We start from the raw sequence: 21,025 nt of genomic DNA, 5'->3' as shown, positions 1-21,025 counted from the left end.
CCGCCTCTTTCGAGGCGGTTTTTTATTGAGCCGCTAACCGGTCATTCGGCCAGCTTGAAGGTAATGAAGCTTGCACGTCCCTGACGCAGGACCCGCATCGACACCGAGCGGTTCTTCGGCAGAGCCTTGGCGATATCGGTGAACTCCTTGGCGGAACCGATTGCCTGGTTGTTCAGGTGCGTGATGATGTCGCCCGGCTGCAGGCCGATCAGGGCGGCAGGCCCCTCCTGAACTTCCTTGATCACTACGCCGCCTTGCAGCTCCAGGGTCCGCTTCTGCTCTTCGGTAAGCTCGGCCACCGCCACGCCCAGTCGATTGCTGCTGCGCTCGACGCCAGACTTGGCCTGCGAATCCAACTCCTTGCCTTCCTCAGGAATAGCGCCGACGGTCAACTCGACATTCTTGCGCTTGCCTTCGCGAATCACTTCCAGGTTGGCCTTGGCACCGGCCTTGAGAGCGCCTACCAGGTGCGGCAGGTCCGCAGACATGATGATCGGTTGACCGTTCATGCTCAGGATCACGTCACCCACCTTCAGGCCACCCTTGGCAGCCGGACCGCCTTCCTGGATCTGCGCCACCAGCGCACCGGCCGGCTTCTCCAGCCCGAACGACTCGGCCAGGTCCTTGTTCACTTCCTGGATCACCACGCCCAACCAACCGCGACTGACCTTGCCGTCGCTTTTCAGCTGGTTGGAAACGTCCATGGCCACGTCGATCGGAATGGCAAAGGACACGCCCATGAAGCCGCCCGAACGGGTGTAGATCTGGGAATTGATACCCACCACTTCACCGGCGAGGTTGAACAGCGGACCACCAGAGTTACCCGGGTTGATCGGCACGTCGGTCTGGATGAACGGCACATAGTTTTCGTTCGGCAGACTGCGACCGATAGCGCTCACGATGCCCTGGGTCACGGTGTGGTCGAAGCCGAACGGCGAACCGATGGCCACCACCCATTGGCCGGCTTTCAAGTCTTGGGATTTACCCAGCTTGAGCACCGGCAGATCCTTGCCTTCGATTTTCAACAACGCCACGTCCGAACGTGGATCGGTGCCGATCAGCTTGGCCTTGAGCTCACTGCGATCAGCCAGCCGAACCAGGATTTCGTCGGCATCGGCGATCACGTGATTATTGGTCAGGATGTAGCCGTCGGGCGAGATAATGAATCCCGAGCCCAAGGACTGCGCTTCACGCTGACGGCCACCACCGGGCGAGCGCGGCTGCGGCATGCCGCGCTCAAAGAACTCGCGCAGCGCTGGTGGCAAGCCTTCCAGGTCAGGCATCTGTTGCTCCGACACCCGACGATCCGGCAGCTTCTGGGTAGTACTGATGTTCACCACCGCGGGCGAGGCCTGCTCGACCAGTTGTGTGAAATCAGGCAATTCGACCGCCACGGCAGGAACGGCCTGACCAAGCACCAGCACGGTGGCAAAAATGGAGAGATAGGTTTTCAAGCGTGGTATCGACATACGGCTCCCGTTACGACGAGCAGGGTTAAGCGATATGGAGCAAGAAACACCAAGGCAAGATACGCCGGTATTTTTGTTCCGGGAACAGACAAGGCCAGAGCCGAGCGGCTCTGACCTATAGAAAAAAACAAAAAGTTTTGCAAATGAAAATGCTGACAGGAAGTTTCGGCATCTCGATCAAGCCCTGGCGCTATCAGCCTCTTGCGCAATCGAACCACCCCAGTGCCATGCTACTGGGTCGCCGCGACGTCGGATCGCATAGAGAGCGCGATCCGCTCCGCCGTCCCGATGGGAATCTCGCCGACTACCGTGACCATTATTTCGCCCTGAGGCGTCGTGAGACGACGAGAGACGGCAGCCGTGGGGCCGAGTTGAGTACGGGTATCGGTAGCGTTAGCGCCGTTCAAAGGCTCCAGGAACACCGAGAAGCGAGCCAGGCCGTCGTCGTACATCAAGCTATTGACCTGGATCTTGGTGTCCGGGTCCTTGCGCGCTGTGCTGCTGGTCAATTCGAAACCAGATGGAAGCCAGTCCGAATGCCAGGCCGCTTTCACCGAGGCGGCTTTACTTTGCTCCTGCGCGACCGCCTTGCAGTCCGCACTGGCTTGCAGTTCACCGTCTGACGGCTCGGCAATGCTCAAGCGAGTGAACTGGAAACGCTCGAGCAATTGGCCCTTGTCATTGAGCAACAACGACTTGAGCGGCAAGCCGGTCTCCTTGTCCAGATGCAGCTCGAAACCATAGCGATGCTGATCCTTGGGCGTCAAAGCCACGATGACCGCTTGACGCCCGGCCACACGCGACTTGCCAATGACGGCAAGGTCGTACCAGTTCTTGAGTTTTTGCGGATCGAGCGCACGCGCGGTGCCATCAGGCGTATCGCCCAGCCCGGCGATCAAGGAGCCGCTGACGCATTGAGTATGCCCATCAATGCGTAGGACTTCCTGGGCCGAGCCGTCGAGCTGGAGTAACCGCTCGCGGACTTTGCCATCCTGGACACGATGCCAGATGTTATGGGTAGAAAAACTACCGTTGCGCTCGTAGACGAAAGTGCCCTGGAAGCTTTGCTGTTGCTCGGCTTGACTCAGACGATTCAACCAATCTTGAGCCTCACCGGCATAGGCTGGAACAGCACACCAGCCCCCAAGCAGAAGCGTGAATAGAGGTATGGCGCGCAATCGTCCTCCTTAACGGTTTTCCAGGCTGGCTGCACGGGCGTAAGGCAGCGCGCTTTCGGTACCCTTCAAGGCAGCCTGCTGGGCATGCTGACGCAGGTAGTTGGGCAGACGCTGATCATGCCAGCCGGGTTGGCCTTGCAGAACACCGTTGACCATAGGACCTGCAGCTTCCGACCCTTCGCTATAACCGGCCAGTACCGCTGGGCCCTTGACCTGTGGAGCGGCCAGGCCTGGCTGAGTGGACTGTTGTGCCATTTGCACGCCAGCAATCTCATCCTGGTTGTACAGACGTACACCGGCCAAAACGGCTACGGTAACCGAAGCGGCAACTGCCAGGCGACCCAGGCTACGCCATGGTCCTCGGGAAGCTTTTGCCGGTACGGCTTCGTCAGCCAATGCAGCAGAAACGGCCGCAGCGATGTCCAGACGCGGAAGCAGCAAGTCCTTGTGCATGACAGCCCGGGCGATCTGGTAACGAGCCCAGGTCTCACGGGTTTCAACATCGTCGAAGGCATTGAGCACCCGACGCAATTCCAATTCGTCCGCTTCGTTATCCATCACTGCGGACAGCGATTCCTGCAGGGCTTCACGACTCATGGCGTTCCTCTCTTGGCTGTCGCCGCTGTCTCAGTTTTCCTGCAACAACGGTTGCAGGGCTTTATCAATGGCCTCCCGAGCGCGGAAGATCCGGGAGCGCACGGTGCCCACCGGACATTGCATGACGCTCGCAATGTCCTCGTAACTCAGACCGTCGAATTCACGTAAAGTTAAAGCCGTACGCAAATCTTCGGGCAGTTGCTGGATAGTTCGATGGACGGTGCCTTCGATCTCATCCCGCAGCAACGCTCGTTCCGGTGATTCGAGATCCTTGAGGCCATGATCGCCGTCATAGAACTCTGCATCTTCGGAACTTACATCGCTATCCGGCGGCCGGCGGCCGCGTGAAACCAGATAGTTTTTCGCCGTGTTAATGGCGATGCGGTAAAGCCACGTGTAAAACGCGCTGTCCCCGCGAAAGTTACCAAGTGCTCGGTAAGCCTTGATAAAAGCTTCCTGAGCGACATCCTGGGCTTCATGGGTGTCGTGCACAAAACGCACGATCAACCCGAGAATTTTGTGCTGGTATTTCAGCACTAGCAGATCGAAAGCTCGCTTGTCGCCGCGTTGAACGCGCTCGACCAGCTGCTGATCCTCTTCCTGGGTTAGCATGAACACTCCTCGATAAGCTCGAAGGAGGCTTGCATTACTAAATGACCGGGCTTGCAAACATAGACTCGGGCTTTTCGCAAAAGTTCTCCCCCTTCCAAGCAAGTTTCCGACGCGCTCTGATCTCGGCACGCACGAAAAACGCAGCACGAGATTCCCCGGCTGCGCGAATAATCTGTCGCCGGGCCTGTCGGCAGAGACTCCAATCGAAATCTTGCACCAACCCGACGCTGCTCCCTTTTGCAGACAACCGTCTATTGAACGTAGGCGCTTGGCAAAAGTTCCCACTATTTATAGCGTTGTGAATTGAATCTTGGGCAACCATGACGAGATAAACCGCGTACTGTCCTCGAAACGGCCGCCTTATCGCGTTTCTGGTGAAACCGTGATCCGACGAAGCGTGTCGCTTTTGTGTCACGCTGGTTTCACATTGCCATGTATGCCCGGCTATTGTGCCGATCCCCCCCTCTATATACTAGTGGGCTGCGTGGCTGCCTGACCCGTTAAAGCGGATGTCGTGCGCCAACCCCGACCCGGGTCGCTTTGAGCGGAATCCTTCCAAATGAGCCAACAGTTTCAACACGATGTTCTCGTAATCGGCAGCGGCGCCGCCGGATTGAGCCTTGCACTGACCCTGCCGGAGCACCTGCGCATTGCAGTGCTGAGCAAAGGCGACCTGGCCAACGGCTCGACCTTCTGGGCCCAGGGCGGCGTCGCAGCCGTGCTGGATGACACCGATACCATTGAATCCCACGTCGAAGACACTCTCAATGCCGGCGGCGGCCTGTGCAATCCGGAGGCGGTGCGTTTCACTGTCGAGCACAGCAAAGAAGCCATCCAGTGGTTGATCGACCAAGGTGTCCCGTTCACCCGCGACGAGCAATCCGGCACCGAGGACCGCGGTTTCGAGTTTCATTTGACTCGCGAGGGCGGCCACAGCCACCGGCGCATTATTCACGCCGCCGATGCCACCGGCGCGGCGATCTTCAAGACCCTGCTGGCCAAGGCCCGGCAACGGCCGAACATCGAATTGCTGGAACAGCGCGTCGCGGTCGACCTGATCACCGAAAAACGCCTGGGTCTGGACGGCGACCGTTGCCTGGGCGCCTACGTGCTCAATCGCGGTACTGGCGAAGTCGACACCTACGGCGCACGCTTTGTGATCCTGGCCTCCGGCGGCGCGGCGAAAGTCTATCTGTACACCAGCAACCCCGACGGCGCCTGCGGTGATGGCATTGCCATGGCCTGGCGCTCGGGTTGCCGGGTGGCGAACCTGGAGTTCAACCAGTTCCACCCCACCTGCCTTTATCACCCGCTGGCCAAGAGTTTCCTGGTGACCGAGGCCCTGCGTGGCGAAGGAGCCCATTTGAAACTCCCCAATGGCGAACGCTTCATGCAGCGCTTCGACTCCCGTGCCGAACTGGCGCCACGGGACATCGTCGCCCGGGCCATCGACCATGAAATGAAGCGGCTGGGCATCGACTGCGTTTACCTGGACATCAGCCACAAGCCCGAAGCGTTCATCAAAAGCCATTTCCCGACGGTGTACGAGCGCTGCCTGGAGTTCTCCATCGACATCACCAAACAGCCGATCCCAGTGGTGCCGGCGGCGCATTACACCTGTGGTGGCGTGATGGTCGACCAGCAGGGTCGAACCGATGTACCGGGTCTGTATGCCATTGGCGAAACCAGCTTCACCGGCCTGCACGGCGCCAACCGCATGGCCAGCAACTCATTGCTGGAATGTTTCGTCTATGCGCGCTCGGCCGCGGCAGACATTCTTGAGCAGCTACCGCAAATCGCCATTCCTGCTGCCCTGCCGTCCTGGGACGCCAGCCAGGTCACCGATTCGGATGAAGACGTGATCATTGCGCACAACTGGGACGAACTGCGGCGTTTCATGTGGGACTACGTTGGCATCGTGCGCACCAACAAGCGCCTGCAACGGGCGCAGCATCGGGTGCGCTTGCTGCTGGACGAAATCGACGAGTTCTACAGCAACTACAAAGTCAGCCGTGACTTGATCGAACTGCGCAACCTGGCCCAAGTGGCCGAACTGATGATCCGCTCGGCCATGGAACGCAAGGAGAGCCGAGGACTGCATTACACCCTCGACTACCCGAACCTGCTGCCCGAGGCGCTGGACACTATCCTGGTGCCGCCCACCTACGCCGACTGAACTTGAGCCGCACCCGCAGGCGCCGATGCTCATCCGGCGCCAGCGCGTCGCGAGGCACGCACAGCGACCGGATCCGCCGCTCCCCTTGCAGGCGAAAACGCAGCACGACGATCACCGGCAGTGCCAGGCTGTCAGGGCGCAACTGCACTGGCCGCCAGCCATCGGCCTTGCTCCAGAGCTGCCAGCCACCAGCATCCCGACGTAAACCGCAAAAGGCCCGGCGATGAGTCAGCAGGAGATGTCGCGGTATCGTCCAGGCGCCATGAGCCAGGCACAGCGCAACGCCAAGCGCCGTGAACCAGAACGGGACTGACAACAGGAACAACGAAGCCAAGGCGAACACCTGGGCCAGGAGATAGGCCGCCAGCAGTTGCCCGCAGGCCTGCCAGCGGCATTCGAAGCGACTACTTGGGTTGGACACGGTCCAGAATCATCCGAACCATGCGCTGCAACTCTGGGTCTTCGGATTCGCTGCGCTCCATGAACCAGCCGAACATGTCCTGATCCTCGCACTCGAGCAGGCGGACGTAGCACGCACGGTCCACTTCATTAAGATGGGGATAGACCTCTTTCACGAACGGCACCAGCAACACGTCCAGCTCAAGCATGCCGCGGCGGCTGTGCCAGTAGAGGCGATTCAGTTCAACATCTTCGACCATGGAGCGCTCCTCAAATAGAGCGCAAGTATACAGGCCCCGCCGCAGCGGAACAGACGGCTTTGGTCGGGCACCATCGATCCTTTGTGAACTACCCATTTCAAGGGCGCCCCCTTATGATGTCCACCAGACTATTTACCCTGCGATGACCCATGGCTGATTCCGCTTTTTTCTGCACCCTGTCCCACGAAGGCGTTCTCGCGGTCCGCGGCGTGGATGCCAGCAAATTCCTACAAGGTCAATTGACCTGCAACCTCAACTACTTGAGCGACAGCCAGGCCAGCCTCGGCGCCCGCTGCACCCAGAAAGGCCGGATGCAATCGAGTTTCCGCATTTTGCTCGAAGGTGACGGTGTGCTGATGGCCATGGCCACCGAGTTGCTCGAGCCGCAACTGGCGGATCTGAAAAAATATGCCGTGTTCTCCAAATCCAAGCTCACCGATGAAAGTACGGCCTGGGTTCGTTTCGGACTGGAAAACGCCGACGACGCGCTGACCGGCCTGGGTCTCGAACTGCCACCCGCCACCGACAGCGTCGCTCGCCACGATGCATTGATCGCCATCCGCGTCTCTCCCGGCCGCGCCGAACTCTGGGCCCCTGCCGAACAGGCAGGCACACTGCAAGCCCGGCTGCGCGCCGAACTGACCGAGGCGGACCTGAACCGTTGGTTGCTGGGGCAGATTCGCGCCGGGATCGGCCAGGTCATGCCGGCCACCCGCGAACTGTTCATCCCGCAGATGCTCAACCTGCAGGCCGTCGGCGGCGTGAGCTTCAAGAAAGGTTGCTACACCGGCCAGGAAATCGTCGCCCGCATGCAATACCTGGGCAAGCTCAAGCGGCGCCTGTATCGCTTGCAGCTGGACGCCAGCGAACTGCCGGAACCCGGCACCGCGCTGTTTTCCCCCACTCACGGCAGTTCCATCGGTGAAGTGGTGATTGCCGCTCGTGCCGAGCGAAACATTGAACTGCTGGCGGTGTTACAGGCCGAAGCAGCAGAAGATGGCAATCTTCACCTTGGTGCTTTGGAAGGCCCGGGCCTGCAGTTGTTGGACTTGCCTTACGAGCTGGACCGTGACCGCGAAATCCAGCGCTGATCGCAGCATTTGTCGCAACACCCTAGAGAACCGAAATGAGCGATTTGGCGGATAAGGTCCAACGGGATTTGGTACAGGCCATCGATAACGATGACCTGGTTCTGCCAACACTACCGGAAGTGGCCCTGCAGATTCGCCGGGCCGCCGAAGACCCGGAAATCAGCGTCAGCAACCTGAGCAAAGTGATCGGCCGCGACACGGCCCTCTCGGCACGTCTGATAAAAGTGGTCAATAGCCCGCTGCTGCGCGCTACGCAAGAAGTCACGGACCTGCACACAGCCATCACCCGGCTGGGAGTCAACTACAGCAGCAACCTGGCCATTGGCCTGGTCATGGAGCAGATATTCCATGCCCGCTCCGAGGTGGTGGAACAGAAGATGCGCGAAGTCTGGCGCAAAAGCCTGGAGATCGCCGGCGTCAGCTATGCGTTGTGCCGCGGGTATACGCAGCTCAAACCTGATCAGGCGGCGTTGGGCGGCCTGGTGCACCAGATTGGCGTGCTGCCGATCCTGACTTATGCACAGGACAACAACGAATTGCTGTCGGATCCAGTCAGCCTTAACCACGTCATCGAAACGATTCACCCGGTGCTGGGAGACAAGTTGCTCAGCGTCTGGGAGTTTCCGGAGAGGCTGGTGAAACTGCCGGGGCAGTATCTGGATTTCACCCGGGATTCGAAACAAATCGATTATATCGACCTGGTGCAGATCGCTGCGCTGTATTGCTACAAGGACACCGACCACCCGCTCAGTAAAATTGATGTGTTCGCGGTTCCAGCCTTCAAGAAACTGGGCATCGACCCGGACAACAAGGCCCGGTGCGTGGATATCGAAGAAGCGCGGTCGATGTTTTATTAAGCAGGCCAGCCAACAAACTCAAGTCAGGCCTGACCTTGGCTTAATCTGAACCCGGGATAAAACTCACCCGCACCTTCAACCCACGCTCCAGCCCGTCATGCAGGGTAATCTGCGCCAAGTGGGCACGGCAGATTTCGCCCACAATCGCCAATCCCAGGCCTGAACCGGCCACTTGCTGGTTGCGTCGGTAGAAGCGCTCGAACACCCGGTCCCGCTCATGCAGTGGGATGCCGGGGCCATCGTCCTCCACCTCCAGCACCGCCGGCGCCGTGACCCGCAGGATCACATTGCCGCCTTGCGGCGTATGGGCCAGGGCGTTGTCCACCAGATTGCTCAACAGCTCGTTCAACAGGGTCGGTTCACCCCGCAGCCACACTGGCTCGTCGGCTTCCAGGGCCAACGCTACGCCTCGGGCATGGGCCAGCGGGGCCATGGCCATGCCCAACTCCCGGGCCAATTGACTCAGATCGAGCAACTGGGCACCGCCCTCGGCAATGGCCCGGGCGCCGTTTTCCACGCGCGCCAGGGACAGCAGCTGATTCGCCAGGTGGGTCAGCCGGTCGGTACCTTGGGCCGCGGTTTCCAGGGTTTCACGCCAGGTCGCCGGCTCACTGGCGCGCAGGCCCAGCTCAAGGCGCGCCTTGAGTGCGGCCAGGGGGGTGCGCAGTTCATGGGCGGCATCGGCAATGAATTGCGCCTGGCGTTCGAATTGCCCACGCAGGCGCTCAGTGAAATGGTTGAGGGCGCGCACCAGTGGCCAAAGCTCATGCTGGACTTCCACCAGCGGCAATGGTCGCAGATCGTCCGGCTGGCGCTCTTCCACCGCCGTACGCAAGCGCTCCAGCGGACGCAGCGCGGCACTGACCGCGAACCACACCAACAACAGCGCCCCCACGGCCAGCATGCCCAGGCGCAACAAGGTGTCGGCCGCCAGGCTACGGGCCATGCTGACCCGCGCTTCTTCGGTTTCCGCCACGCGAATTTCCGCCATGCCGTTCATCTCCGGCTCACTCACCGCCTTGAGCAGGCTGACCACCCGCACGGTCTGGCCTTGATATCGAGCGTTATAGAAGCGGGCCAGGGCCGGATAATCGTCCGTGCGCGGCGTGCCGGGCGGCGGGCCAGGCAGGTTTTCGTAGCCGGAAATCAACTTCTGATTAATATCATTGACCTGGTAATAAATACGCCCGGCGCTGTCGTAGGCGAAGGTATCCAGGGCCACGTAAGGCACATCCGCACTGAGACTGCCGTCGCGTTGCGAAAGACCGGCGGCGATGGTCCGGGCCGAGGCCAGCAGGGTACGGTCGTAGGCGGTATCCGCGGCCTCGCGACCGTTCCAGTAGGCGCTCAGGCCACTGGCGAGCATCAGCACCACCAGCAGCAACGCCAGGTTGCGCAGCAGCCGCCAACGCAGGCTGTCGGGCTTATGCATCGCGGTTTTCCAGCAGGTAGCCCAGGCCTCGGAATGTCACGATCGCCACGGCATGGCCATCGAGCTTCTTGCGCAGGCGGTGGATGTAGATTTCGATGGCGTCGGGGCTGGCCTCTTCGTCCAGGCCGAACACCTGGGCCGCCACTTGCTCCTTGCTCATCACCCGACCGGGCCGGGCAATCAACGCCTCCAGCACGGCCTGCTCACGTGATGTCAGGGTCAGCAGTTCATCGTCGAGGGTGAAGCGGCGGGTGTCCAGGTCATAGACCAGCCCACCACAGCGCTGCTGGCGTTCACCACCCAACACGCTACGGCGCAGCAACGCCTTGACCCGCGCTTCAAGCTCGGTGAGTTCGAAGGGCTTGGCCAGGTAATCGTCGGCGCCAAGGTTCAGGCCATGGACTCGGTCCTTGACGTCGCTGCGAGCGGTCAGCATCAACACCGGCAGGGTCTTGCCTCGCGAGCGCAAGCGCGCCAGCACCTCGAAGCCATCCATGCGCGGCAACCCCACATCGAGGATTGCCACGGCGTACTCCTCGCTGCTCAAGGCCAGGTCGGCCGCCACCCCGTCGTGCAGCACATCCACGGTCAAACCGGTGCTCTTGAGCGCCTGGGCAACGCTTTCGGCGAGCTGCAGATGGTCTTCGACGAGCAGAACACGCATGGGTTATTCCTCGATTCAGGGATGGTCGACGCCATTCTTTGGCGCGGAGTTTACAGCCGCATCCGCCACTGTGAAGCCAAAAAACACGTTGAAAGCTTTTGAAAGGTTAGCGAAAGGTTGGGCCGTTAGAGTCCTCCCACGGACGGTTTCGACTGCCCGTCGCGACGCACATCGCGAACGAAAAACGCCTCGAAGCGTTTTCGCCGAATAAAAACAATAAAAGCGGAGTAATCACATGCTGTCCCTACAGCTCCAGGCTCCAATGCCTGCCCGCCTTTCCCGCTTCAATCAGACCATCCTGGCCAGCGCCATCACGCCTCGGTCTGAGGCCCTCCCGCGCCTTCAATCCCGATACGTTCGGCAACGACCTGCGCCCGCCATCCGCGACGCGAGGGCCGGGGGCCAGCAACACCGAATCTACACCACACACAACAACAACTCCTGTGGAGATAACGATGAACCTATCACTGCGTAAAGTAGCCTTGGCCGCCGGATGCCTGATGTTCGCCGGGCAGTTGCTCGCCGCTGATCCGTCCAAAGAACCCAAGCGCCCCGAATGCATCGCCCCGGCCTCCCCTGGCGGCGGTTTCGACCTGACGTGCAAGCTGGTGCAAAGCGCGTTGGTCAACCAGAAACTGCTGACCAAGCCGATGCGCGTCACCTACATGCCCGGCGGCGTCGGCGCGGTAGCCTACAACGCAGTGGTCGCCCAGCGTCCGGCCGACGCCGGCACATTGGTGGCCTGGTCCAGCGGCTCGTTGCTGAACCTGGCCCAGGGCAAGTTCGGTCGTTTCGATGAAAGCGCCGTGCGTTGGTTGGCCGCCGTCGGCACCAGCTATGGCGCCATCGCGGTGAAAAGCGATTCGCCCTACAAGAACCTCGACGATCTGGTACAGGCCCTGAAGAAAGATCCGGGCTCGGTGGTCATCGGTTCCGGCGGCACCGTCGGCAGCCAGGACTGGATGCAGACCGCCCTCATCGCCAAGGCCGCCGGCATCAACCCCCGCGACCTGCGTTACGTAGCCCTCGAAGGCGGCGGCGAGATCGCCACGGCGCTGCTCGGTGGCCACATCCAGGTCGGCAGTACCGACATTTCCGACTCCATGCCCCATATCCAGAGCGGCGACATGCGCCTGCTGGCGGTGTTTGCCGAGAAGCGCATCGACGAGCCGGAGATGAAAAACATCCCCACCGCCCGCGAGCAAGGCTATGACATCGTCTGGCCGGTGGTCCGCGGCTTCTACCTCGGGCCAAAAGTCAGCGATGAAGACTACGCCTGGTGGAAGGATGCATTCGACAAGCTGCTGGCTTCCGAAGAGTTCGCCAAGTTGCGCGACCAGCGTGAGCTGTTCCCGTTTGCCATGACCGGCCCGGAGCTGGACACCTACGTGAAGAAGCAAGTGGCTGATTACAAGGTACTGGCCAAAGAGTTCGGCCTGATCCAGTAACCGTCTCTGTCGCGTGGCGGCGCTGGCATCACCGGCGCCGCCCAGGAGTTAGTCATGCTCACCATCCAACGTATTTTTGCCGCGGTGCTGCTGCTGGTTTGCATCGGCCTCGCACTGATGGCCTGGCCGTATCAGGCAGCCTTTTCCTACGAACCGGTCGGCCCGCGCGCCTTTCCCCTGCTGATGCTGGGGCTGATGGGCCTGGCGCTGCTGTACATGCTGTTTCGTCCGACCCCCATCGTGCACAGCGACGAAGATCCGCAACTGGACCGTGAAACCCTGCAGAAGATCGGCATCTGTGTGGCGCTGCTGCTGGTATTCGCCGGGACCTTCGAACCCCTGGGCTTCATTGTCGCCAGCATCCTGATCGGCGTGCCGATGGCGCGCCTGTATGGCGGGCGCTGGGTGCCGAGCGTGGTGATCATCAGCCTGATGGCCATCGGTCTTTATCTGTTGTTCGACAAGCTGATGGACGTGCCGCTGCCCCTGGGCCTGCTCGACGTCCTGGAGAATTGATATGGATACCCTGAATTATCTCGGCCAGGGTTTTGGCGTTGCACTGACGCCCTACAACCTCGTCACGGCACTGAGCGGCACCTTGATCGGCACCGTGGTTGGTCTGCTGCCGGGCCTGGGCCCGATCAACGGCGTGGCGCTGCTGATCCCGATTGCCTTCGCCCTGGGCCTGCCGCCGGAATCAGCGCTGATCCTGCTGGCGGCGGTGTACCTGGGTTGCGAATACGGCGGGCGCATCAGCTCGATCCTGCTCAACATCCCGGGGGAAGCCTCCACCGTGATGACCACCCTCGACGGCTACCCGATGGCTCGCCAGGGCCTGGCCGGAGTGGCGTTGTCGCTGTCGGCGTGGAGTTCGTTCATCGGCGCGTTCATCGCCACCTGCGGCATGGTGCTGTTCGCGCCGTTGCTGGCCAAATGGGCGATTGCCTTCGGACCGGCGGAATATTTCGTCCTGATGGTGTTCGCCATTGTCTGCCTCGGCGGCATGGCCGGCGACCGACCGCTCAAGACGTTCATCGCGGCGCTGATCGGGCTGTTCCTGTCCAGTGTCGGGATCGATGCCAACAGCGGTGTCTATCGCTTCACCGGTGACAACATCCACCTGACCGATGGCATTCAGTTCGTCGTGCTGGTGCTGGGTTTGTTCTCCATCAGTGAAATCCTGTTGCTGCTGGAGAAAACCCATCGCGGCCAGGAAGCGGTGGAAGCCACCGGGCGGATGATGTTCAACTTCAAGGAAGCGGCGTCGGTCTTCGTCGTGAACCTGCGTTGCGGCGTGCTCGGTTTCATCATGGGTGTGTTGCCCGGTGCCGGGGCGACCCTGGCCAGTGCCGTGGCCTACATGACCGAGAAGCGCATCGCCGGTGCCAGTGGCAAGTTCGGCCAGGGTGACAAGCGCGGCCTCGCCGCTCCGGAAACCGCCATTGGCGGCGCAGCCTGCGGGGCGCTGGTGCCGATGCTGACCCTCGGTGTTCCCGGCTCGGGCACCACGGCGGTGATGATCGGCGCACTGTCGCTGTACAACATCACGCCGGGCCCGCTGCTGTTCCAGCAACAGCCGGACATCGTCTGGGGCCTGATCGCCTCGTTGTTCGTCGCCAACATCATGCTGGTGATCCTCAACATCCCGATGATCCGCATCTTCACCCGCATCCTGGCCGTGCCGAACTGGGCATTGGTACCGGTCATCGCGATCATCACCGGGATCGGCGTCTATGCGGTGCATGCGACGACGTTCGACCTGTTCCTGATGATCGGCATTGGCATCTTCGGCTACATCCTGCGCAAGCTGGATTTCCCGCTGTCGCCGGTCCTGCTGGGCTTCATCCTCGGCGGCTTGATGGAACAGAACCTGCGTCGTGCGCTGTCGATCTCCAACGGTGCGCTGGAAATCCTCTGGTCGAGCCCGATCACCTTCGGCTGCTGGATCCTGACGGCGATCATGCTGTTCATGCCATTGCTGCGGATCTGGCGTCGCCGCGCCGCACAACGTCGCGCCCTGGCCAATGTCTGAAGCGACTTTCAGACAATGGTGGGGAACACCGCTGGTCGGCCTGGCCGGCGGTTACCTGGCCAGCCTGATCGGCTGGCCTTTGCCCTGGATGGTCGGCTCATTGTTGGCGATCATCCTGGTGCGCTGCCTGACGCCGTGGCAACTGATGGAAATTCCCGGCGGCCGTAAATGCGGCCAATGGGTGGTAGGCATCGGTATCGGCCTGCACTTCACCCCGGTGGTGATGGAGCAGGTCCTGAGCCACTTCGGCTTGATCTTTTTCGGCGCGTTGATCACCAGCGTGTCCAGCGTAGTGGGTGTGTGGTTGATGCGCCGTACCGGCGAGGACCGCGCCACCGCCTTCTTCTCCAGCATGCCGGGCGGCTCCGGCGAAATGGTCAACCTCGGCGCCCGCAACGGCGCGGACCTCAGTCGCGTCGCCGCAGGCCAGAGCCTGCGGGTGCTGGTGGTGGTGCTGTGCGTGCCGGCGGCCTTCAAGTACCTGCTGGGCGAAGGCTCGCCGGCGCAGCACGCCACCACGGTGGACTGGCTGTGGTTGGCCATTTTGTTCCCGGCGGGCGCCCTGCTCGCCTGGATTTGGGAACGCTTGCGCCAACCGAACCCGTGGTTGTTCGGGCCGTTGCTGGTGAGCGCGGCGGTGAGCATCGGCTGGGACCTGCACATCGGCCTGCCCAACGGCGCCAGCCAGATCGGCCAATGGTTGATCGGCAGCGGGCTGGGTTGTCATTTCAACCGGCAGTTCTTTCGTCGGGCACCGTCGTTCATGGGCCGCACGTTGGTTGGCACGGTGTTGACGATGCTGATCGCCACGCTTGCAGCCCTGGGCTTGAGCACCTTGACCCATCTGGATCTGCGTTCGTTGACGCTGGGCATGATGCCCGGCGGCATCGCGGAAATGAGCCTGACGGCGGAGACGTTGCAACTGTCGGTGCCACTGGTGACGGCGTTGCAGGTGATGCGGCTGCTGTTCGTGCTGTTTCTGGCGGAGCCGTTGTTCAGGTATTGGATGCGCAAGCCGGGTTCGGCCTGATCGTCCGCGGCGCCTTCATCGCGAGCAAGCTCGCTGCCACAGGGGATTTGTGTTGCCCTGAACCTGTGGGAGCGAGCTTGCTCGCGATGGGGCCCTGACTGCCGACCGCTTAAAGCGGCGGCAACCGCCAATCGATCGGCGTCTCGCCCTGCTGCTGGAGAAACTTGTTGGTCCGGTTGAAATGCCCGCAGCCGATGAAGCCTCGGTGGGCCGACAGCGGTGACGGGTGGACCGAAGTCAGCACCAAATGCTTGGTCGCATCGATCAGCTTCTGCTTGCTCTGGGCATGGGCGCCCCACAACAGGAACACCAAGTGCGGCTGGTGTTCACTGACGACTTCAATGATCCTGTCGGTAAAGTGCTGCCAACCTTTTTTGGCGTGGGCGTTGGCATTGGCGCGCTCCACGGTCAGGGTCGTGTTGAGCAGCAGCACGCCCTGGTCGGCCCAACTTTGCAGGTAGCCGTGACTCGGGATATCGATGTTCAGATCGCGCTTCAATTCCTTGTAGATATTCACCAGCGACGGCGGCGTCGGCACGCCCGGCTGCACCGAGAAACACAAGCCATGGGCCTGGCCCGGACCGTGGTACGGATCCTGGCCGAGGATCACCACCTTGACCTGGTCCAGCGGCGTGGAATTGAGGGCATTGAAAATCAACGGTGCCGGTGGATAAATCTCCTTTCCGGCCGCGTATTCCCGCCGCAGGAATTCGCGCAACTCTGCCATGTAGGGCTGGTCGAATTCGGCACGCAGTGCCTGCTTCCAGCTCGGTTCGAGTTTGATACGGTCGTCAGCAGTCATGGTTGCATCCGGTAAAAAACAATGGGCGCACCCTAGGAAAGCCTACATGGCTTGTCAATTGATCTGACGCAGAACCGGCACTTTCCTACGCAGCGGTCATACTGATCATTCAATTTTCTGATCGAGGTCACGATGAATCTGCACTTCGAAGAACTCACCGGCATCGACGGTGCCCGCATCGGCATCGCCACGCTGGATGCTGAAAAATCCCTGAACGCCCTTTCCTTGCCGATGATCAACGCTCTGCGCGATCGTCTAGATGCCTGGGCCAGAGAACCGCAAATCGTTTGTGTGTTATTGCGCGGCAACGGCGCCAAGGCCTTCTGCGCCGGCGGTGAAGTCCGCAGCCTGGTGGAAGCCTGCCGTGCCACCCCCGGTGAAGTACCGCCCCTGGCTGCGCAATTTTTCGCGGCGGAATACCGCTTGGACTTCAACCTGCACACCTACCCCAAACCCTTGTTGTGCTGGGGCCACGGCTACGTCCTGGGCGGCGGCATGGGGCTGCTGCAAGGCGCCAGCACACGGATCGTCACGCCGAGCAGTCGCCTGGCGATGCCGGAAATCAGCATCGGCCTGTACCCGGATGTCGGCGCCAGTTGGTTTTTGTCGCGCCTGCCGGGCAAGCTTGGCCTGTTTCTTGGCCTGACCGGTGCCCACATGAATGCTCGGGACGCCATCGACCTGGGCCTGGCCGACCGTTTTTTGCTGGATGAACAGCAGGACGACCTGATCGAGGGCCTGTTGCAACTCAACTGGCAGGAGCAGACCGAGATGCAGCTCAACAGTCTGCTCAAGGCCTTGCAACAGGAAGCCATCGCCCAACTGCCCGAGGCCCAATGGCTGCCACGTCGGCAGAAAATCGACGAATGGCTGGATGTCAGCGACGTGCGCTGCGCCTGGAAAGCCCTCAGCCTGTTGGTGGACCACCCTGATCCGCTGATCGCCCGCGCGGCCAAGACCATGACCGAAGGCTCGCCGCTGACCGCTCATCTGGTTTGGGAGCAGATCGCCCGGGCGCGGCATTTGTCCTTGGCCGGTGTGTTCCGGATGGAATACACCCTGAGCCTCAATTGCTGCCGTCATCCGGAATTCAGCGAAGGCGTGCGGGCTCGGCTGATCGACAAGGACCACAAGCCGCACTGGCATTGGCCGGACATCAACCGTGTGCCTGAAGCGGCAGTCGAGGCGCACTTTCACAAGGCGTGGGAAGGGCGGCATCCGCTGGCGGATTTGTCCAACGAGTAACGAGCCAGGAAGAGTGCCCTGTGGGAGCGACTTGCTCGCGATTGCGGCATGTCAGGCACATCCATGCTGGCCGACCCGACGCCATCGCGAGCAAGCTCGCTCCCACAAGGGTTATCCCATCGGGTTTATTGCAGGCACAAAAAAGCGGCGCTTTATGCGCCGCTTTCTGTTGCCGCGGGATCAGCGGTGACCGCCCCGTCCGTCATGACCACCGCGTCCCCGATGGTCACGCCCGCCTCGACCCCGTCGGTCATCATTCCAACCGCCCCGGTCACGGCCGTCCCAGCCCCCCGATGTGGATAAGACCGATACGCCGCTCGCGGTGGCGAGTAATAGCGTGGGCCTTGCTGGTAGTAGCGCGGCGGCGAGTAATAGCGTGGCGCCGGTTGGTAATACCGCGGTGCGTAGTAGCCACGCGGTGCCGAATAGTAGCTCCCGCCACCGTAATAGACCGGTGCCGGTGAGGTGTAGACCTCGGAACGGTAGTAGCTCGAGTCTCCGTCGTAGTAAGGCACGCATGCCGAAAGAGTCAAACCGAGAAACGCAATGAGGAGCAGTCGTCGATACATGGCGGCCTCCTGGACCGCGAATGAGCCACATCAGCGACGCTGAGGGGCGGCAGTCATCTATTGGGTGACTGACGATTAATCTGACAGCGAAATCGGAATCTGGTGCGACCTAGCAATAACTAGAAACATGTAGCGCTTTGCCCCCTTACAGTGCGCCACAGCACCACAACTTGGCATAAATCCGTACTCACTCACCCCTTTCCAGCCCCCGCCCTCTCTGGCCCGGGCCTTCAGCGGACTTGGCACGGCTCTCGCTTTAACAAACCCCGTGCAGGAGTCATCACAGGTTCGCGGCACCACAATTTGCAATGGCTGACTAGGGTTCCGGCTCGCTTCTGGCGAGTGACTGGTCCGAGAGTTGGCGACCTCCAGTTGAGGTTACACGGCGGGACAAAAGCCCGGGAGACAAGCCACCGTTCGCGGTGCCGCGTTGCTCCTGTCCGCCCTTGATCAACTGGAGAACCACCATGTTCAAGCTTCGTCTGTCCGCCCTGCTCCTCGCCGTCCTCTCGGCCCTCGTGAGCCTCTCGTCCGCCGCCGCACAAAAAGACCGCTTCAGCGTCTGCTGGACCATTTATGCCGGCTGGATGCCCTGGGAATACGCCGGCAGCCAAGGCATCGTCGATAAATGGGCAAAAAAATACGGCATCAAGATCGATTTCGTGCAGCTCAACGATTACGTCGAGTCCATCAACCAGTACACCGCCGGTCAGTTCGACGGCTGCACCATGACCAACATGGACGCCCTGACCATTCCCGCGGCCGGCGGCGTGGACAGCACCGCGCTGATCGTCAGCGATTTCTCCAACGGCAACGACGGCATCGTCCTCAAGGGTGAAGGCAAGAAAGTGGCCGACCTCAAGGGCATGGACGTCAATCTGGTGGAACTGTCGGTGTCCCATTACCTGCTGGCCCGTGCCCTGGATTCCGTGGGCCTCGCCGAAAAGGACCTGAAGGTCGTCAACACCTCCGACGCCGACATCTCCGCCGCCTTCAACACCGATCAGGTCAAGGCCGTCACCACGTGGAACCCGATGCTCTCGGACATCAAGGCCCAACCCGGCGTGAGCGAAGTGTTCAATTCCAGCCAGGTTCCCGGCGAGATCATGGACATGATGGTGGTCAACACCCAGACCCTGCAGGACAACCCGGCCCTGGGCAAAGCGTTGACCGGCGCCTGGTTTGAAGTGGTGGCGCTGATGAATGCGAAAAACGCCGCGAGCAAGACCGCGCTGGAGCACATGGCCAAGGCCTCGGGCACCGACCTGGCCGGCTTTCAGTCGCAACTGGACACCACCAAGCTGTTCGCCACGCCCAAGGAAGCCCTGGGTTTCGCCACCAGCGAGCAACTGCCCAGCACCATGGGCAAAGTCGCCGAGTTCTCGTTCCAGCACGGCTTGCTGGGCGAAGGCGCCAAGGACGCCAACGCAGTCGGCATGGCGTTCGCCAATGGCGTGACCCGTGGCGACAAAGCCAACCTCAAGCTGCGCTTTGACCCGACCTACGTACAGCTGGCCGCCGACGCCAAGCTGTAAACCGGAGGACCTGGCATGCGCCTGATCAACCGCTACCCGGATCGTCCCAGCCGCTTGTTGCTGGTGATCCTGCCCTTCGCGCTGGTGTTGTTCGCCTACTTCATGGGCTCGGCCGAACGGTTGACGGACAACCCTAACGACAAACTGCTGCCCAGTGCCGTGCAAATGGCCGATGCGGTCAAGCGCCTGGCCTTCACCGCCGACGCCCGCAGCGGCGATTACTTGCTCTGGCAAGACACCGCGTCGAGCCTGCGCCGGTTGGCCATCGGCCTGGGCATCAGCGCCCTGGCCGGGCTATGCCTGGGCATTGCCGCCGGCACGTTGCCGCTGTTGGGCGCGCCGTTATCGCCGCTGCTCACCGTGGTGTCGATGGTGCCGCCGCTGGCCATCCTGCCGATCCTGTTCATCGTCTTTGGCTTGGGAGAATTGTCGAAAGTGATGCTGATCGTGATTGGCATCACACCGTGCCTGGCCCGGGACCTGGAACAGCGCGCCCGGGAAATTCCGCCTGAGCTGCTGATCAAGGCCCAGACCCTTGGTGCTTCGACCTGGACCCTGATGCTGCGGGTGGTGCTGCCGCAATTACTGCCACGCCTGTTGATTTCCCTGCGGCTGATGCTCGGTTCAGCCTGGCTGTTTCTGATCGCTGCCGAAGCCATCGCCTCCACCGATGGGCTGGGCTATCGGATTTTCCTCGTGCGCCGTTACCTGGCGATGGACGTGATTCTGCCCTACGTGGTGTGGATCACCCTGCTCGCCTGGCTGATGGACTGGGGTCTCAAGCGCCTGACCCGGCAAGCGTTCCCCTGGTATGAGGGGGCGAAGGCATGAGTTTCATTAACGTGAACAACGTCTGGCAACAGTACGGCGACCAGGTGGTGCTCGAGCGCTTGAACTTGAGCGTCGCCGAGGGTGAGTTCTGCACCCTGGTGGGGGCGTCGGGTTGCGGCAAGTCGACCTTCCTGCGCTTGCTGCTGGGCCAGGAACGAGCCAGTCGCGGACAGATTCTCCTCGATGGCGAGCCCTTGGCCGGCGAGCCGGATGCCAGCCGGGGCGTGGTGTTCCAACGTTATTCGGTGTTCCCGCACCTGACCGTGCTGGACAACGTCGCCCTGGGCCTGGAGTTGCCGCGCTCGCCGCTGCTCGGTCGCCTGTTCGGCAGCGCCAAACGGCAGGCCCGTGAAGAAGCCGCACACTTGCTGGACAAGGTCGGCCTCGGCCATGCGCAGGATAAATACCCGGCGCAACTGTCCGGGGGCATGCAGCAGCGACTGGCCATCGCCCAGGCACTGATCATGAAGCCGCGGGTCCTGCTGCTGGACGAACCCTTCGGCGCCCTCGACCCGGGCATTCGCAAAGACATGCACGCCCTGTTGCTGGAGCTGTGGCGCGAAACCCGGCTGACCGTGTTCATGGTCACCCATGACCTGTCCGAAGGCTTCAGCCTCGGCACACGCCTGTTGGTGTTCGACAAGGTCCGTGTCGATCCCCACGCCCCTGGTGCCTATGGCGCCCGCATCACCTACGACATTCCATTGAACAGCGACCGCCGCACCGCCCGTGCCGCCGTCGACGCCCTGCCCGCCGAACTGGCCGGCACCTTGCGTATCGCTTGAAAGGAGTTTTTCC

General features: G+C 61.5%; 20 protein-coding genes, 1 pseudogene and 1 riboswitch. Of the genes and pseudogenes, 11 read left to right on the top strand and 10 right to left on the bottom strand.

The features are described 5' to 3' along the window. Nucleotides 1–41 precede the first annotated feature (41 nt). The 4 genes from LOY70_RS07390 to rpoE form a co-directional block, all read right to left on the bottom strand. Nucleotides 42–1,469 (bottom strand): DegQ family serine endoprotease, encoded by a 1,428-nt coding sequence (locus LOY70_RS07390; protein WP_265035087.1) that lies wholly within the window; start codon nt 1,467–1,469, stop codon nt 42–44. A 230-nt stretch (nt 1,470–1,699) separates the two neighbouring features. Further along, nucleotides 1,700–2,647 (bottom strand): MucB/RseB C-terminal domain-containing protein, encoded by a 948-nt coding sequence (locus tag LOY70_RS07385; RefSeq protein ID WP_265035085.1) that lies wholly within the window; start codon nt 2,645–2,647, stop codon nt 1,700–1,702. Between the two features lie 9 nt (nt 2,648–2,656). Beyond that, entirely contained in the window at nt 2,657–3,244 is a 588-nt protein-coding gene (locus LOY70_RS07380) for a sigma-E factor negative regulatory protein (RefSeq protein WP_025212364.1), read from the bottom strand. Nucleotides 3,245–3,274: 30 nt separating this feature from the next. Then, complete coding sequence (gene rpoE / locus LOY70_RS07375; RefSeq protein ID WP_003172477.1) at nt 3,275–3,856, bottom strand: RNA polymerase sigma factor RpoE; 582 nt, start codon at nt 3,854–3,856, stop codon at nt 3,275–3,277. 559 nt (nt 3,857–4,415) lie between these two features. On the opposite strand from rpoE, the gene nadB reads away from it, so the two are divergent. Then, complete coding sequence (nadB, locus tag LOY70_RS07370) at nt 4,416–6,032, top strand: L-aspartate oxidase (RefSeq protein WP_265035082.1); 1,617 nt, start codon at nt 4,416–4,418, stop codon at nt 6,030–6,032. Here the strand turns inward: nadB and LOY70_RS07365 are convergent. Both LOY70_RS07365 and LOY70_RS07360 read right to left on the bottom strand, forming a co-directional pair. Further along, a complete protein-coding gene (locus LOY70_RS07365) occupies nt 6,001–6,453 on the bottom strand; it encodes a protein YgfX (protein WP_265035080.1) in 453 nt (150 codons plus the stop codon). The two genes, nadB and LOY70_RS07365, sit on opposite strands and share 32 nt — an antisense overlap. Continuing rightward, entirely contained in the window at nt 6,437–6,691 is a 255-nt protein-coding gene (locus LOY70_RS07360; protein ID WP_003184348.1) for a succinate dehydrogenase assembly factor 2, read from the bottom strand. Before LOY70_RS07360 ends, LOY70_RS07365 begins: the two co-directional genes overlap by 17 nt. A gap of 149 nt (nt 6,692–6,840) precedes the next feature. Between LOY70_RS07360 and LOY70_RS07355 the strand changes: the two genes are divergently transcribed. Beyond that, a complete protein-coding gene (locus LOY70_RS07355; RefSeq protein WP_265035068.1) occupies nt 6,841–7,782 on the top strand; it encodes a YgfZ/GcvT domain-containing protein in 942 nt (313 codons plus the stop codon). 35 nt (nt 7,783–7,817) lie between these two features. Further along, on the top strand, nt 7,818–8,639 hold the full coding sequence (locus tag LOY70_RS07350; RefSeq protein WP_123342306.1) for an HDOD domain-containing protein: 822 nt from the start codon (nt 7,818–7,820) through the stop codon (nt 8,637–8,639). Between the two features lie 40 nt (nt 8,640–8,679). On the opposite strand, the gene LOY70_RS07345 is transcribed toward LOY70_RS07350, so the two are convergent. Together LOY70_RS07345 and LOY70_RS07340 are read right to left on the bottom strand one after the other, a co-directional pair. Continuing rightward, nucleotides 8,680–10,071 carry a sensor histidine kinase gene (locus LOY70_RS07345; RefSeq protein WP_265035064.1) on the bottom strand — a complete coding sequence of 464 codons (1,392 nt, stop codon included), beginning with the start codon at nt 10,069–10,071 and terminating at the stop codon, nt 8,680–8,682. Continuing rightward, nucleotides 10,064–10,735 carry a response regulator gene (locus tag LOY70_RS07340; protein WP_025212358.1) on the bottom strand — a complete coding sequence of 224 codons (672 nt, stop codon included), beginning with the start codon at nt 10,733–10,735 and terminating at the stop codon, nt 10,064–10,066. Before LOY70_RS07340 ends, LOY70_RS07345 begins: the two co-directional genes overlap by 8 nt. Before the next feature lie 449 nt (nt 10,736–11,184). On the opposite strand from LOY70_RS07340, the gene LOY70_RS07335 reads away from it, so the two are divergent. Genes LOY70_RS07335 through LOY70_RS07320 form a run of 4 tightly spaced genes read left to right on the top strand, consistent with a single transcriptional unit; the run spans nt 11,185 to nt 15,245 of the window. Next, on the top strand, nt 11,185–12,183 hold the full coding sequence (locus LOY70_RS07335; protein ID WP_170842357.1) for a Bug family tripartite tricarboxylate transporter substrate binding protein: 999 nt from the start codon (nt 11,185–11,187) through the stop codon (nt 12,181–12,183). A 54-nt stretch (nt 12,184–12,237) separates the two neighbouring features. Next, nucleotides 12,238–12,699 (top strand): tripartite tricarboxylate transporter TctB family protein, encoded by a 462-nt coding sequence (locus LOY70_RS07330; protein ID WP_060738771.1) that lies wholly within the window; start codon nt 12,238–12,240, stop codon nt 12,697–12,699. 1 nt (nt 12,700) lies between these two features. Next, complete coding sequence (locus LOY70_RS07325) at nt 12,701–14,215, top strand: tripartite tricarboxylate transporter permease (protein ID WP_103309775.1); 1,515 nt, start codon at nt 12,701–12,703, stop codon at nt 14,213–14,215. Continuing rightward, nucleotides 14,208–15,245, top strand: coding sequence for an AbrB family transcriptional regulator (locus LOY70_RS07320; RefSeq protein WP_265035056.1), 1,038 nt, complete (start codon nt 14,208–14,210; stop codon nt 15,243–15,245). Before LOY70_RS07325 ends, LOY70_RS07320 begins: the two co-directional genes overlap by 8 nt. Nucleotides 15,246–15,354: 109 nt before the next feature. Here the strand turns inward: LOY70_RS07320 and ung are convergent, their stop codons facing one another. Further along, complete coding sequence (gene ung, locus LOY70_RS07315; RefSeq protein WP_265035054.1) at nt 15,355–16,047, bottom strand: uracil-DNA glycosylase; 693 nt, start codon at nt 16,045–16,047, stop codon at nt 15,355–15,357. A gap of 132 nt (nt 16,048–16,179) precedes the next feature. On the opposite strand from ung, the gene LOY70_RS07310 reads away from it, so the two are divergent. After that, nucleotides 16,180–17,292: an enoyl-CoA hydratase/isomerase family protein gene (locus LOY70_RS07310; protein ID WP_265035052.1), complete on the top strand. Its 1,113-nt coding sequence runs from the start codon at nt 16,180–16,182 to the stop codon at nt 17,290–17,292. Between the two features lie 180 nt (nt 17,293–17,472). On the opposite strand, the pseudogene LOY70_RS07305 reads toward LOY70_RS07310, so the two are convergent. After that, a pseudogene (locus LOY70_RS07305) lies at nt 17,473–17,861 on the bottom strand (hypothetical protein). A 305-nt stretch (nt 17,862–18,166) separates the two neighbouring features. Next, nucleotides 18,167–18,268: riboswitch (guanidine-I (ykkC/yxkD leader) on the top strand. A gap of 60 nt (nt 18,269–18,328) precedes the next feature. On the opposite strand from LOY70_RS07305, the gene LOY70_RS07300 reads away from it, so the two are divergent. Genes LOY70_RS07300 through LOY70_RS07290 form a run of 3 tightly spaced genes read left to right on the top strand, consistent with a single transcriptional unit; the run spans nt 18,329 to nt 21,012 of the window. Further along, entirely contained in the window at nt 18,329–19,396 is a 1,068-nt protein-coding gene (locus LOY70_RS07300; protein ID WP_265035050.1) for a putative urea ABC transporter substrate-binding protein, read from the top strand. A gap of 15 nt (nt 19,397–19,411) precedes the next feature. Beyond that, nucleotides 19,412–20,227: an ABC transporter permease gene (locus tag LOY70_RS07295; RefSeq protein ID WP_025212349.1), complete on the top strand. Its 816-nt coding sequence runs from the start codon at nt 19,412–19,414 to the stop codon at nt 20,225–20,227. Next, nucleotides 20,224–21,012, top strand: a complete 789-nt coding sequence (locus LOY70_RS07290) for an ABC transporter ATP-binding protein (protein WP_265035047.1) — start codon at nt 20,224–20,226, stop codon at nt 21,010–21,012. Before LOY70_RS07295 ends, LOY70_RS07290 begins: the two co-directional genes overlap by 4 nt. The last annotated feature ends 13 nt before the right edge of the window (nt 21,013–21,025 follow it).

It is taken from the genome of Pseudomonas sp. B21-054, assembly GCF_026016345.1.
In the GTDB taxonomy this organism is placed as follows: Bacteria; Pseudomonadota; Gammaproteobacteria; order Pseudomonadales; family Pseudomonadaceae; genus Aquipseudomonas.
Note: the sequence above shows the minus strand (reverse complement) of the source record. Positions and strands in the feature narration are given on the sequence as shown.

Excerpts from the sequence above, each read along its gene's own strand:
- nadB (WP_265035082.1), top strand. The coding sequence starts at position 4,416 with ATGAGCCAACAGTTTCAACACGATGTTCTCGTAATCGGCAGCGGCGCC.
- LOY70_RS07300 (WP_265035050.1), top strand. The coding sequence starts at position 18,329 with ATGTTCAAGCTTCGTCTGTCCGCCCTGCTCCTCGCCGTCCTCTCGGCC.
- LOY70_RS07390 (WP_265035087.1), bottom strand. The coding sequence starts at position 1,469 with ATGTCGATACCACGCTTGAAAACCTATCTCTCCATTTTTGCCACCGTG.
- LOY70_RS07360 (WP_003184348.1), bottom strand. The coding sequence starts at position 6,691 with ATGGTCGAAGATGTTGAACTGAATCGCCTCTACTGGCACAGCCGCCGC.
- LOY70_RS07380 (WP_025212364.1), bottom strand. The coding sequence starts at position 3,244 with ATGAGTCGTGAAGCCCTGCAGGAATCGCTGTCCGCAGTGATGGATAAC.
- LOY70_RS07325 (WP_103309775.1), top strand. The coding sequence starts at position 12,701 with ATGGATACCCTGAATTATCTCGGCCAGGGTTTTGGCGTTGCACTGACG.
- LOY70_RS07330 (WP_060738771.1), top strand. The coding sequence starts at position 12,238 with ATGCTCACCATCCAACGTATTTTTGCCGCGGTGCTGCTGCTGGTTTGC.
- ung (WP_265035054.1), bottom strand. The coding sequence starts at position 16,047 with ATGACTGCTGACGACCGTATCAAACTCGAACCGAGCTGGAAGCAGGCA.
- LOY70_RS07295 (WP_025212349.1), top strand. The coding sequence starts at position 19,412 with ATGCGCCTGATCAACCGCTACCCGGATCGTCCCAGCCGCTTGTTGCTG.
- LOY70_RS07310 (WP_265035052.1), top strand. The coding sequence starts at position 16,180 with ATGAATCTGCACTTCGAAGAACTCACCGGCATCGACGGTGCCCGCATC.
- rpoE (WP_003172477.1), bottom strand. The coding sequence starts at position 3,856 with ATGCTAACCCAGGAAGAGGATCAGCAGCTGGTCGAGCGCGTTCAACGC.
- LOY70_RS07320 (WP_265035056.1), top strand. The coding sequence starts at position 14,208 with ATGTCTGAAGCGACTTTCAGACAATGGTGGGGAACACCGCTGGTCGGC.
- LOY70_RS07350 (WP_123342306.1), top strand. The coding sequence starts at position 7,818 with ATGAGCGATTTGGCGGATAAGGTCCAACGGGATTTGGTACAGGCCATC.
- LOY70_RS07355 (WP_265035068.1), top strand. The coding sequence starts at position 6,841 with ATGGCTGATTCCGCTTTTTTCTGCACCCTGTCCCACGAAGGCGTTCTC.
- LOY70_RS07340 (WP_025212358.1), bottom strand. The coding sequence starts at position 10,735 with ATGCGTGTTCTGCTCGTCGAAGACCATCTGCAGCTCGCCGAAAGCGTT.
- LOY70_RS07290 (WP_265035047.1), top strand. The coding sequence starts at position 20,224 with ATGAGTTTCATTAACGTGAACAACGTCTGGCAACAGTACGGCGACCAG.
- LOY70_RS07345 (WP_265035064.1), bottom strand. The coding sequence starts at position 10,071 with ATGCATAAGCCCGACAGCCTGCGTTGGCGGCTGCTGCGCAACCTGGCG.